7 protein-coding genes and 4 pseudogenes are annotated in these 12012 nt (G+C 72.5%); 1 reads left to right on the top strand and 10 read right to left on the bottom strand.

Annotation, left to right across the window (positions count from 1 at the left end):
- Positions 1 to 17: 17 nt before the first annotated feature.
- The 9 genes and pseudogenes from ACIQ8J_RS35275 to ACIQ8J_RS35235 all read right to left on the bottom strand — a co-directional run.
- A pseudogene (locus ACIQ8J_RS35275) lies at positions 18 to 559 on the bottom strand (winged helix-turn-helix domain-containing protein).
- A gap of 256 nt (positions 560 to 815) precedes the next feature.
- Positions 816 to 2087, bottom strand: coding sequence for a TIGR02679 family protein (locus ACIQ8J_RS35270; RefSeq protein WP_403278107.1), 1272 nt, complete (start codon positions 2085 to 2087; stop codon positions 816 to 818).
- The gene (locus ACIQ8J_RS35265) at positions 2077 to 6237 is read right to left on the bottom strand and encodes a TIGR02680 family protein (RefSeq protein ID WP_403278105.1); all 4161 of its coding nucleotides are present in this window, start codon (positions 6235 to 6237) and stop codon (positions 2077 to 2079) included. Before ACIQ8J_RS35265 ends, ACIQ8J_RS35270 begins: the two co-directional genes overlap by 11 nt.
- Positions 6234 to 7700, bottom strand: a complete 1467-nt coding sequence (locus ACIQ8J_RS35260) for a TIGR02678 family protein (RefSeq protein ID WP_403278103.1) — start codon at positions 7698 to 7700, stop codon at positions 6234 to 6236. Before ACIQ8J_RS35260 ends, ACIQ8J_RS35265 begins: the two co-directional genes overlap by 4 nt.
- Positions 7701 to 7764: 64 nt before the next feature.
- Complete coding sequence (locus ACIQ8J_RS35255; RefSeq protein ID WP_403278102.1) at positions 7765 to 9297, bottom strand: TIGR02677 family protein; 1533 nt, start codon at positions 9295 to 9297, stop codon at positions 7765 to 7767.
- A gap of 163 nt (positions 9298 to 9460) precedes the next feature.
- Entirely contained in the window at positions 9461 to 9850 is a 390-nt protein-coding gene (locus tag ACIQ8J_RS35250) for a hypothetical protein (protein ID WP_403278100.1), read from the bottom strand.
- A gap of 222 nt (positions 9851 to 10072) precedes the next feature.
- Positions 10073 to 10351 carry a hypothetical protein gene (locus tag ACIQ8J_RS35245; RefSeq protein WP_403278098.1) on the bottom strand — a complete coding sequence of 93 codons (279 nt, stop codon included), beginning with the start codon at positions 10349 to 10351 and terminating at the stop codon, positions 10073 to 10075.
- 362 nt (positions 10352 to 10713) lie between these two features.
- Positions 10714 to 10902, bottom strand: a pseudogene (locus ACIQ8J_RS35240) (DUF302 domain-containing protein); the annotation flags it as partial.
- Between the two features lie 69 nt (positions 10903 to 10971).
- Positions 10972 to 11424 (bottom strand): annotated as a pseudogene (locus ACIQ8J_RS35235) (M48 family metalloprotease); the annotation flags it as partial.
- A gap of 12 nt (positions 11425 to 11436) precedes the next feature.
- On the opposite strand from ACIQ8J_RS35235, the gene ACIQ8J_RS35230 reads away from it, so the two are divergent.
- Positions 11437 to 11637: a transposase family protein gene (locus ACIQ8J_RS35230; RefSeq protein WP_403278097.1), complete on the top strand. Its 201-nt coding sequence runs from the start codon at positions 11437 to 11439 to the stop codon at positions 11635 to 11637.
- 20 nt (positions 11638 to 11657) lie between these two features.
- Here the strand turns inward: ACIQ8J_RS35230 and ACIQ8J_RS35225 are convergent.
- Positions 11658 to 11936: pseudogene (locus ACIQ8J_RS35225) on the bottom strand (transposase family protein); the annotation flags it as partial.
- Positions 11937 to 12012: the final 76 nt, after the last annotated feature.

Raw genomic sequence — 12012 nt, 5'->3', positions numbered from 1 at the left:
GTGGGCGCGTGGCGGCGTCATCCCGAATCCGGCCTCGTCCTCGAAGACGATGTGGGCCCCGAGCGCCGCCGCGGTGCTTCCACCTGCGGCCACACCTCCTTCTTCCACAGCTCCACCGCGTGCTCGTCGCGCTCCAGCGCGCGGCGGGCTGGGCTCTGCCAGGACCAGCCGTGCCGGTGCAGCAGCCGCCACACTCCCGCAATGGAGCAGGTGACGTGGAACTGTCTGCCGATCACGGCCTTGACCCGCTCCAGCGTCCACCGCTGGTCTTCCCAGCCGTGCGCGGCCGCCCCCCCCTGGCCAGCTCTTCCTCCAGCCGCGCGAAGTGGTCGTCGGACAGTTTCGGAAGTTTCGCCGGACCCGTGGACTTCAACGCCGACGTCCCGCCCTCACGCCACGCCCGACGCCACCGTTCCACTGAACGCCCGCTCACCCGCAGGTCCTTGGCAATCGCCGAGGTCTTGTCACCCCGGGCGAACCTCACACCGGCCTCCAGCCGTATTCCCTCACGGACGGCCTGCCGCTCAGCGGTCAGACCCCCACCCTGCGCATACCGCATACCGCATACCGCATACGGACGGCATACCGCAGGGACCACCCACCGCCACGACCCGACGCCAGCCCAAAAACCTCAGTAATGGATCCAGTGCTCACGCCCAACATCCCGGCGGGCAACGCCATCTCATCGGCAGTCACGGCCTCCCGGCCAACCAGCAGGGGCACGGTCTGACCCCAGAGCTCAAACGACTCCGGTGCGGGCAGTGCTCACCTGCTGGCGGCTACAACATCAAGTCTCTACGACCCGATACATCCCATTAGGTACGGGTGAGGTCGGACAGGAGTGCGGGCAGCAGGCGTTCCTCCATGATCGTGCTGCCCGACTCGTCCATGGCACGGGCCAGTTCGGGGTCCCAGGGGCTGGCCGCGGGTGGTCCCGCGAGCGGTGTGGACTCGCCCTTGCTGAGGGCCGCTGTGTAGTCGGCGGCGGTCATCCGCCAGGGGCGGGCGCCGTGGCGGGCGACGGCGTCCGCGGTGATGCGCAGGCCGGCCCAGTCGAAGTCGGCGCGCCAGTGCAGCCGGGCTCCCGCGTGTACGGCGTCGCCGAGCAGTTTGTGGCAGGCGGCGGACGGGACGCCCTCGGTGCAGACGAGGGCCGCGCCGGTGTCCTGGAGTTCGCCGGCTGCGGCGCGCAGTACGGCCGGGTTCTCGCAGACGAAGATGGTGCGGGCGGCGGGGACGACGGGGTCGGTGGCGAGTTGGTGGAGGGTGAGCCGGAAGGGGATGCCGAAGTCGGCGGCGTCGCGCAGCCAGTCGCAGACCACGGCGCTGCCCTCGGCGCCGATGTTGAGGACGAGTACCTGGCTGGCGAGGTCGTCGGCGATGGCTCCGGCGCTCTCCCACAGGGCGCGCCGCCCGGCTCGCTCGCGCGGGAGGTCGCCGCCGGTGCGCTGGGCGAGGGCGCGCAGGACGAGTTGTTCGAGCGGGGTGCCGGGGACGAGGGCCTTGGTGTCGCCGGTGGCCCACTCGGCGAGGACCGGAAGCGGCAGGATGCCGGCCGGATATGCGGGGAGCCGGTCCGGGCCACCGGGGAGTCTTTCCAGGACGCGTACGGCCGCGTCGAGGAGGGGTGCGTCCCCGCGGCGTACGAGACGGGTGAGGGTGCCGTCGGCGGCGATCTGCTCCAGCCAGGCGGCGAACCATCCCTGTCCGGCGAGTCGGCTGGAGTGGGCGGATTTCAGGGCCTGTTCGCGGCGCGCGTCCTCGTCGGCCCGTTCGGCCGGCCGGTCGCGCAGCGGGCCGTGGAGCTTTCCGAGGGTCGTCAGGAGACCGGTGCCGTAGCGGTCGTGGAGATACCCGTCCAGGTCGCGCAGGGGTACGGTGAGGCGCCCCGCGGTCTCGGGCCGGTAGCGGCCGGTGATGCCGATGACGGTGCGGCGTTCGGCTTCGCTGGGCCGCGTGAGCCCGATGTCGCCGTCGAGCGCGCCGCCAGTGCGCTCCAGCCTGCGGCGAGCGGCGGCGAGCAGCCGGGTCCATCCCTCGCCCCGCAACTCGTCGTACTCACGGTGCGCGCGCGGCTCAGTCGACAACCGTGGCCTCCTCGGGCGTCGGGACGCGCCGGGTGCCGGGCGAGCCGAGGGTGGTGGTGAGGTCGCCGGTGTCGTCGGCGAGGAGCCGGTCGCCGTCCCAGACGAGCAGCAGCGCGGAGACGGTGTGGTCGACGGCGGTGTGCGCGAGGTCGTAGTGGGCCGCGGCGGACACGGAGGCGTGGGCGGCCCACAGGTCGTAGCCAGTCATGAACAGGTCGAGGTCGAACTGGGCCGCCAGCGACATGAGTTCGCCGCGCCCGGTGTCGTCCACGCCCGCGAAGGCCTCGTCGAGGGCGAGCAGGCGCGGGGCGTGCGGGTCGGCGGAGTTGAGCATGGCGTGCGCGGCGGCGAACAGCGGCAGGTGCAGCGACACAGACTGCTCACCGCCCGACAGCCGGCTGTGCCGGGCGCGGGTCAGCCGCTCCTCGGTCTTGTCGGGGCGTACCAGTTGGAACGCGAACTGCCGCCAGCGGCGGTAGTCGAGGACCTCGGCGAGCAGTTCTCGGTAGGGCTGGTCGCGGTGGCGGGCGCGGGTGGTCTTGATCTGTGTGGCGAAGTGGGTGCGCACCCGGGCGAGGCCGTCGGGGCCGAGGCGGGCGGCGTCGGCGTCGAGGAGGGCGCAGACGGCGCGCTGCTCGTCGTCGAGATGGTCGGCGAGCAGCCAGCTCACACCGACCGTCGTCCCCGAGGACATGGTGCGCCTGCGCATGTCGGTGTTCATCCGCCTGATCAGGTCGCGGGCGTCGACGGTGCGGTCGTGGATCTGCTGGGCGAGCCGGGTGAGCAGGGCGTCCTCCAGGATGCGCTGCTCGGATTCGGAGAGCAGTTCGGCCTGGTCGCGGCGGTGTGCCGTGATCTTCTGGGCGAAGGCGGCGACAGGCAGCGGGCCCTCCTCGTCGGCGACGCGGACGAGGATGACCCCGTCGGAGCCGTCCCATTCGGGGCGGTAGTCCTGTCCGGCGGCGGCGAGCTGCGCCTGCAGGTCGTCCAGGGCCTTGGTGAGACGGGTGACGGACTGCTTGAGGCTGGTTTCGGTGGGGGTGAGGTCGCGGGTCGCGGCGAGGATCGCCTCGTGTACGGCGATCACGGCCGGCGGGAGTGCTTCGCTGGCCCAGTCGGCCTCCTGGGCGGGCCAGGCGAGGCCGGGCGGACAGTGCAGGATGTCGAGGAGTTCACGGGCGGCGTACGGACGCAGGCCGCGGGCGGTGTCCTTCTCCTCCGCGGCGGCGACCGACCCCGCCTCGGCTGCGGCCGTACGCCGGGCGTCGGCCGCGGCGGTGGCCGCGATCGCGGTGTGCTGGGCCGTGCGGGCCGCCTCGGCCTCCCGGGCCAGGGCGTCGATCCCGTCCTCGGCCTCCTGCACCTGGCGCATCACGTCCTGTGCCTCGGCCCCGACGGCGTCCTGGAGGGCCTGGAGTCCCGCTGCCTCCTCAGCGTGCCGGCGGCGCGCCGCGCGCTCGGTGTCCAGCGCCGCCTCCTCGTCCTCGGCGGCGGCGGTGAGCCGGTCTGCGGCTGCCTGGGCGGTCTCGGTCTGGCGGGCGTGTTCGCGGCGGCGGGCGGTGAGTTCGCGTACCGCCGTCTCGAAGGCGCGGGTGGCGGTCTCGACGGCGTCGACGCGTTCGATCTCGATGGCGTGCTCGGCCGCGGTGCGGCGCAGGGCGCGCTCGGTGACCGAGCAGGCGGCCACGGACTCGTCGTAGGAGGCCTGGGAGGTGTCGGCGGCGTCGCGGGTGGCGCGCAGCCTCGCCGCGGCCTTGTCGAGTTCGCGCAGTGCCTGCGTGATGCCGGTGGTGCAGGGCAGGGCGGCGCGGGCGGCGGCGTACGCCTCCAGGGCGGCTTCTGTACTGGCTTGCGCACGCGCCAACTCGCCCAGTTGGGCGGCGAGTTCGGCCAGCAGCGTCTCGCAGGCGGCGATCCGGGCCTCGCGCCGGCGCGCGCGGGCGGTGGCGCCGACGTACTCGGCGTGCTCCTTGGTGTGGGCACCGACCAGCACACCGGCCGCATACCGGCCGTCGGGGCTGATCTGCGGGGTCCCGGCGTCGAGGCCGCCGGTGACGGCGATGGAGCGCAGTACGGCGCTGGTCCGCGCGGCCGGGATCGCGGCGTTGCCTTCGGGGTCCTCGAGGACCTCGGGTCGCAGGAGATCGGCGAGGCTTGGCCCCCTCACCGGGGCACCGGCGCGGAGGTAGCCGTCGCTGTGCCCGGACGCCACGGGGGTGCCCTCGGCGGTGAGGAGGGCGTCGAGGAGGCCCGACGCCTCCAGGGCGGCTTCGAGACCCGCTCGCTGACGATCAGTCAGCCCGCTGTCGAAATCGACGAGTTGCCACAGCGGCACGCCGTCCCCTGGCGCCCGGTCGGCGGTGCGGCCGCGGGCTGGGGGCGGGGCGTCGTCGTGTTCGGCGGCGATCCGGTCGCGTTCGGCCTCGGTCTCGGTGCGGCGGCGCTCGACGCCGGTGCGCTGCGCGCGCAGGGAGGCGAGTGTGTCGCGCAGTTCCTGCACGGCGGGAGCGGTGAGTTCGGTGAAGGCGTCGGCGAGCGTGACCACCTCGGCCTCGCCGGTGAGTTCGAGGGCCTCGGCGAGTCGGCCGGCACCCTCCCCCAGGCTTCGGCCGGGGGGACCCCCATCTCGCTCCGCTTCGGCCAGGAGCGCGCCGTGTGCCTGCGTCCAGTGGCCGAGCGCCGTACGGGCCTGTTCTCGGGCGGATTCGAGGGCCGACTCGGCGGCCGTTTCGGCGGTTTCGGCCGCGGTGACGGCCTCCTGTGCGCGGTCGAGCGAGATCCGGGCGAGGTCACGGGTCTGCTCGGCACCGCGTGCCGCGTGCTGGGCGCCGCGCACCACCCGGACACCTTCGTGGCGGGCGGCGGCGAGCGCGGCGGAGCGGTCGGCAAGGTGGGCGGGCTCGGTGTCGGCCGGGGTCCAGGGGAGGCCGGCGGTGTGGGCGTGGTCGGTGACGGTGGCGGCGTCCCGGGAGACGGCGGCGTCGAGTTCGGCGGCGAGGTGGGCGGCGCGTTCGGCTTCGGCGCGGGCGCGGCCGGTGGCGGCCGTGCGGCGTTCGCGTTCGGCGCTCGCCTGGCAGGCGGTCTGCTCGCAGGTGCGCACCAGGCGTTCCAGGTCAGCCAGTTGCTCGATGGCCTGGTAGGCGGCGCAGGAGCGCAGCTGGTCGAGGCGGGCGCGCTGGGCGGCGAGCGAGGCGTCGGCGGACTCGGCGCGCGTCTCGGCGGCGGCCTGCTGTTCGCGGGCCGCCGCCAGGTCCGCGGCGGCGGTGCGCAGGGCGGCGGCGCGCTCGGCGGTTGCGGCGCGGCGGGCGGTGAGCCGGTCCGCAGAGCTGCGGGCGTGGACCCGCAGATAGGTGGAGTAGCTCGCGAGGAAAGCGCGGGTGGCGTCGTCAGCGGCGGCCAGCCCCTCCAGGGTGCGCTGCACGGACTCCATGTCGTCGAAAGAGCGGGCCGCCTCGGCGATCAGGTCGTCGTCGAGCGGGCGCAGGCCCGCGGTGAGGGTGTCGGAGAGCTTGGCCGGGTCGAGGTTCTTGGCGAGCTGCGGGCGGCGCAACGTGAGGATCAGGGTGAGCAGCTGCTCATACCACTCCCGGCCGAGGCCGAACAGACGCTGGTCGACGGCGGCGCGGTAGTCGGCCGTGGAGACGATCAGCTCGCGTCCGAGCTCGGCGGCGAGCTGCTTCCTCGTCATCGGCCGGTCGTCGTCGGTCAGCAGCGAGAAGTCCTCGCCGACGCGGCCTTCGGCGAGGAAGTGCCAGCGAGCCGGCGTGTCGCGGTGCCGCTGGGCGTGCAGCCCGACGCCGCAGGTGACGGCCTCACCCGTCGCCCGGTGGGTGAACTCGATCCAGACGTAGCCGAGCGCGCTGTCCTGCCCGCGGAAGAGCAGGTTGGACTTCATTGTCCGGTCCTCGGCGGCGAACGGGTTGAGCCGCTTGGGATCGATACGGCCGTCGAGGACGAACGGGAAGAGGACTTCCAGGGCCTTGGTCTTGCCGGATCCGTTGGGTCCGCGCAGCACCAGCCAGCCGCCGGCGAAGGAGAACTCCTCGTCCCGGTAGTCCCACAGGTTGATGATCCCGGCGCGGGTGGGGACATAGCGGGGGGCCGGGGCGGAGACCTGGCGGTCTACCGGGGCGGGAGCGGGGGTGCTCACGGAGTCGGGTCCTTGACGGTGTCGTCGGCGAACAGGGCGTTCTGGGCGGGCAGTTGGGCTGACGGTGGAGCCGGCGGGCGTGCCGTGGTATGGGTCTTCACCCGGGCGGTGACCCCGCGGTAGCGGGCGAGCAGCGGGAGCGCGAGGGCCCCGCCGTCGACACGGGCGATCAGCGACATGGCGGCCAGCAGGTCGAGAGCCTGGCCGAGCAGCCGGTCCGGGTCGCCGCGCAGATCGGCCGCGAAGCCCGCACCGTACTCGCCGGTGATCTCCTTGAGCCTGCCCCGGAGCCAGGAGTCCGTGACGAAGGGATACCGGATCTCCCCCCATTCCTCTCCCGCCTCGTCGTGCGTCTCATACGGCTCATACGTCTCGTACGCAGCCACCGCGTCAGGCTCGTCCGGCTCGGCGAACTCGGCGATCACCGAGCGCGCGGGGAGAGCGCCGTCGATACGCCGGGCGCGGGCCGCGAGGCGTTCGGCGGCGGTGGGCGCGGGCAGCAGTTCGAGGGCGTGCCGTCCGGAACGCTGCACGGCGGCGCTGATCCGGGCGGCAAGGAGCAGCGCGGCCTGCGCAACCGTGCCGCCGCCGGGGAAGCGGATGTCGGACAGCCTGCCGGAGGTGTCGATGAGCGCCACGCCCTCGGCACGCCGCTCCACCGTCAGCCCGGTCAGGCGCTCCAGGTCCTCGGCGAGGGCGGGGGCCCGCAGCTGGCCCAGGAGTTCGGTGTCGGCGTCGGCGTAGTACGCGACCGGGTTCTCCAGCACCAGGCGACGGGCGCGGCGGGCCTGGTCACGGCGCTGGGCCGCGCGGCCGGCCGACATGCCCAGCGCGCTGCCGGAGTCGAGGAGTGCGGTGACGGAGGTCAGGTGCTGCAGGACGCGGGTCGGGTGGTGGACGGCCAGGAGGATCTCGCGGTCGATGTCGTACAGGGCCTCGGCGCGCTCGGGATCGCCGGCCCAGGCGGTGGCGGAGCCGTCGGCGAGGGTGAGCGCGCCGCGTTCGCTGAGCCAGGTGACGGCGTCGACGAAGGCGTCCCGGTCGGGCTTGCGTGCGGTATCGAGCCCGAGTCCGTCGATGCGTACGGCGTCGGCGGCGACCGCGTCGGCCAGCTCGCCCAGCGCCACCTGCGCGCCGTGGCGGCCCAGGGCCGCGAGGGTGAGGACGAGGTAGGCGTAGCGGCGGCGGTCGAAGGGGCGGCCCGCGCGGGTGAGGGCCGGGCGGGTGGCGTCCAGGCCGTCCTGGGCGCGCTGCAGCCGGGCGGTGTCGGCGGTGGTGACGAGCCGGTAGCCGAGCACCTCCATCAGATCGGTGCGCAGCTGCCCGGCCCAGCGGCGCACGGTCGCCAGCGCTGTCCTGTCCGGATACCCGGGCGTGACCAGCGGATGCCGCAGTACCAGCCGTACCGCCTTCTGGTAGTCGGCGAGTTCGAGCGGCGAGACGCCCTCGGCGACGCGGCTCATGCGGTCCTGCCTTGTTCGTGGGCCGGGCTGAGGTCCACAGGCCCCAGGACACCGGGGATGGCTTTCATACGGTGACCTCCAGGCGCAGCCCGTCGAGATGGAGGCGGCCGCGCACGGTGTCGACGGTGGTGGAGCCCTCGGCGGGGGTGAGGGTGAGCCGTACCCCGTGGGCGGATCCGGAGGCGGCGGTAACCAGGCGGCTGGTAGGGACACGGGCGGCGAGCGCCACGTCAAGCAGGGCGAGCAGGGCCCGCGTCTCGGGCTCGTCGAGGGTGCGGCCGTAGACGCCGTCCGCGGCGAGGGCATTCGCGGCGTTGCGGCGCTCGGCCTGCTCCTTGAGCTGCTCGGCGCGGAGCAGGGCCCGCCGGTCGTCGTTGCGCTCGATGCGGCCGGGGCCATGCAGGGCGGGGGCGCGGCCGGACTGGACCAGGGTGCGGGCCAGCTCGACCGGTTCGGCCTCCCACCAGGACATACGGGACGGGATCTGCTCGGGATCGGCGTACGGGACGGCGATGTGGCGGGGCGCGCCGAGCCCGAAGACCGCCTGGAACAGGGCGTGCGCGTCCTCGTCGCTCTCGCAGGACGTGAACCACTGGGCGAGGTGGCGCAGTTGGCTCTCCCGGCTCACCCCGCCACGGCGCGCCTCGGTGACGCGGCGCAGCAGGGCCAGGACGGAGCGGATCGCGGTGACGGTGGCGTCCTGCAGCCGCTCGGTCTCGCCGTGCTCGCGCTCCGCGAACCAGTGGACGATGCCGTCCCACCGGTGCCGCCAGTCCGCCAGGCGCTCGGCGGGACTGCCGAAGAGCCGCTCGTCGGCCTCGGCCGCGTACTCGATCATGCGGTCCACACCGGTGGCTGCGGCCTTCTCTACGGCCTCGGCGAGCAGCGGGGCGTAGCGCCCGAGCTCGGCGGTGAACTCCCGCATGTGGGCAAGGAGCGTGTCCTTGTGGGCGAGGAACACCTCGGGCCGGGTGTCGTTGGTGCGCGCCAGGTCGCCCAGCATGAGGTAGAAGCGGGCGGCGCGCTGCGCCATCTCGTTCAGCACGGAGTCGAGACGGCCGAGCTTGCGGTACACCTCCTCGCCGTCGCCCGCGGTGTTGGCGTCGGCCAGCGCGTGCAGGTCGCCGAGGAGGTCGGGGAAGACGAGGCGGGAGAGCTGGGCGTCCTCCAGGCGCGCGCCGAGTACGTCCTCCACGGCCCGGTACGCCCGGTATCCGGCCTGGGTGAACTGGTACACGTAGTGGCGGTTGCGGTACTCGGCCAGGTTCGCGGCGCGCGTCCCGTCGTACGACCGGTCCAGGATCCGCCAGTCCGCGAGCGCGTCGAGCAACGGCTGAACGCCGGCCGTCCCGTCGACGGCGCCCGCGGCCAGATGGTCGGCGGCGAGCCGCTCCAGCAGTCCCACCGCATCCGAAGCGTGCAGCAAAACCTGGTAGTTGGCGCGTCCGCGGTCGAAGGCGCGCAGCAGCCACAGGTATTCGTGGCGCTTCTCGGCGGCGGCGAAGTGGAACAGCCGCAGCCGGTCGTCGAGGGAGAACGCGTCGATGCCGAACGCGCCCTCGTCGACGGGCTCCGGGGCGTCGGGCTCGTCACTCACGGCTCTGGCGGCTTCCCTTGGTTCGGCTGGTACACGTCCGGCTGGACACAACCGGGATCCCCACCAGTCTGCCGCACCCAGACCAGTGCGGGTAAGCCGCTCTCCGGCCCACACCACCTGTGCTAACGTGCGCCCTTCTCACACGACCCGCCCGGCGGCCGGCTCAGAGGTGGCTCGCCGCGTACGCGCCGAGCCACCCCGTCGCCAGCCGGTCGCCCCTGAGGAAGACGGCCGCGCCGCAGTTGCCGGACGGGCCGTCCGGCGGCAGGAGCAGGGTGATCTCCTCGCCGTCGCCGATGTGCAGGGTGGCGGTCGCACCGTTCCACGGCCGGATCACCGAGCCCGGCGGGGCCACCAACCCGACCCTGTCACGGACGCCGGTGGCGCGCTCTGCGAGCAGGGCGTGGTAGCGGTCAGGGCGCAGTCGCCCGGTGGGGTGGGTGGTGCCGGTCCAGTCGGGGGCGTCGATGCCGCGCGCGCGGGCCGCCTGCCACATGCGCGGGACGAGGCGGGGCGCGTGCGGCGCGGTGGCCGCGCAGATCGGAGAGCTCACCGCGCGGCTCGGTGAACTCGACGAGCACCTCGAACACCTGCGGATCACCCGTAAGACGGTCCTCGCCCTCGTCGACGGACCCGACACCGGTCAGACCAGGGGCAGTTCGCCGGTTTTCAAGCTGCTGGAACACCCCGCCTACCAGCAGATGCCGTTCCTTCTTCCTTCCGGTCTTTCCCCATGTGCGCGGGCGCGAACGCCTGGTGATCGGCGGCGGCAGCCTCAGCGCGCGGTGCGGGCCAGTGGGACGGCTGTTTCGGTGTCCGGCATTCGCTTCCGCCCGGCGAACTGCTTGCGCTGCCCGTAACGGGTCTTGCCACGCGTCTTGTACAGGGCCAGGACCGTCGCCACCACCAGTACCACCAGGGCGGCACCGGATTTGAGGGCGAGGTCGGTCCTCAGCCCTGCGACGAGCGCGTTGTCGGACCAGTTCGGGGCCAGCGCCGCCTGGGAGATCTTGCTGATCGGGCCCAGGTGCATCTGCAGGAGCAGGGTGCACACGACGTTGATCGCAAGCTTGGTGATGACCCAGAAGTGCCGTCACAGGTCCCAACACCACCCCGGTCGCCAGGGAAGCCAGACGCAGCAGGAGGATGACGAACCAGCCGATCGGCCCCAGCGCAGCGTCGGTGGACCGCACCATCTGATCGTCATTGCTGGTCAGGCCGACGATGGTGAGGGCGAAGTAGGCGGCGACCGAGCCGATCCAGCCGATCGAAGAAGCGACGTGCATCGTCAGGGCGAACTTACGCACGGGAGGCGACATGGACAGAGGCTTGGACGGTTCGCCACAGGATGATGTACTCGGCGCTGGCACGCGGATGTGGGGGCGCCGGTCTCCGTTACGGAGGCCAAGGGTGGGGTGCCAGGGGCGGGTTGCAGGCGCCCAGGATCAGGTAGTCCTCCATCTGGTGGCCGAGCTTGGCCTTGAGGGTCGCGGGCACGTCGATTTCGGTGAGGATGCCGAAGCCCTGCTCAGCCAGGGCCTTGCGGACGGCGGTCACGGTGGTACCCAAATCACGGTCCAGACGGACGGTCCGGTCGTAGCTCAGCTCATGGCGGCAACTCCTCTTCCAGGGGTGGCAGTGGGCGGTGACACGTGCTCATGTCCCCTCACCGAGCTATGCGGAGATCTTTGCGAGCTCTGCCAGGCGGCGCTCAAGGCTGGGGTAGGTGGAGAACAGGGTGGACAGGGCGGATCCTTCGGTGAGGGCGGGGGTGAAGAAGAACGCGTTGAAGGGCTGTGCGGTGCGCAGGTCCTCGGTCGGGAGGCGGGCGATGTCCCCGCTGACCTTGACCAGTGCCGAGGCCAGGGCGGAGGGGCGGCCGGTGAGTTGGGCGGCGGAGCCGCCGGCGGCCAGTTCGCGGTAGCGGGACAGGGCTCGGATCAGCAGGAAGCTGAGTGCGTACACGGTCACCGAGACCGCCATGACGGCGGCGGTGATCAGCGCGGTGTTCTTGTCGCGGCTTCCACGCCCGCCGAACAGCTCGGAGTAGAAGGCGAAGCGGACCATCAGGCCCGCGAGCACGCCGAGGAAGGAGGCGCTGGTGATGACCGCCATATCGCGGGGCGCCTCAGGGCTGCGGTGAGGTCGTGGGTGCGCCCGGGCAAAGAGCTACCCGTCGCCCAACGGGCTTTGAACAGAGCCCATGCCCGACTGCGCTACCCCATGGAGCGGGGCATCGCCCGACTGAAGACCTGGCGCATCTTCCGCAAAGCCCGCTGCAGCCCAAACTGGCTCACCACAGCAACCCGGGCCGTCCTCACCCTGGAGAGCTACGGCTGAAAATGCTCAATGAACCTCTTTCATCCTGAATAGCTGCAGGTGAGGAGGGTGTGGACGGCGGTGACGCATCTGCTGATGCGGTTGGTTGAGCAACGTGCCTTGCGGAAGAGGCGCCATGCCTTGAGTCGGGCGAAGGCACGCTCACCAGGTGCGCGCAGACGGGCGTGGTCACGGTTGAACTGCTGGTAGTGCGCCGGCTGTTCGCGGTGGTGGTAGTACGGGGTCCGGACGGTCGCGCCGGTCCCCTGGTAGGCCCGGTCCGCGAGGATCAGGACCTGCCGGGTCAGACATCCCATGACGTTTCATGTCAAGCGGGATGGGGTTGGGCGTGGTGTGACCAGGCGGTCGCTTCGTCGTAGGTGGTGCGGGTCTTGA

The sequence above is a fragment of the Streptomyces sp. NPDC094147 genome (assembly GCF_044764265.1).
Classification (GTDB): Bacteria; Actinomycetota; Actinomycetes; order Streptomycetales; family Streptomycetaceae; genus Streptomyces.
This window is presented reverse-complemented; position numbering and strand designations above follow the sequence as displayed.

Bases quoted from the DNA above. Each gene is read 5' to 3' on its own strand.
- ACIQ8J_RS35260 (WP_403278103.1), bottom strand. From the start codon at position 7,700: ATGAGCCGCGTCGCCGAGGGCGTCTCGCCGCTCGAACTCGCCGACTAC.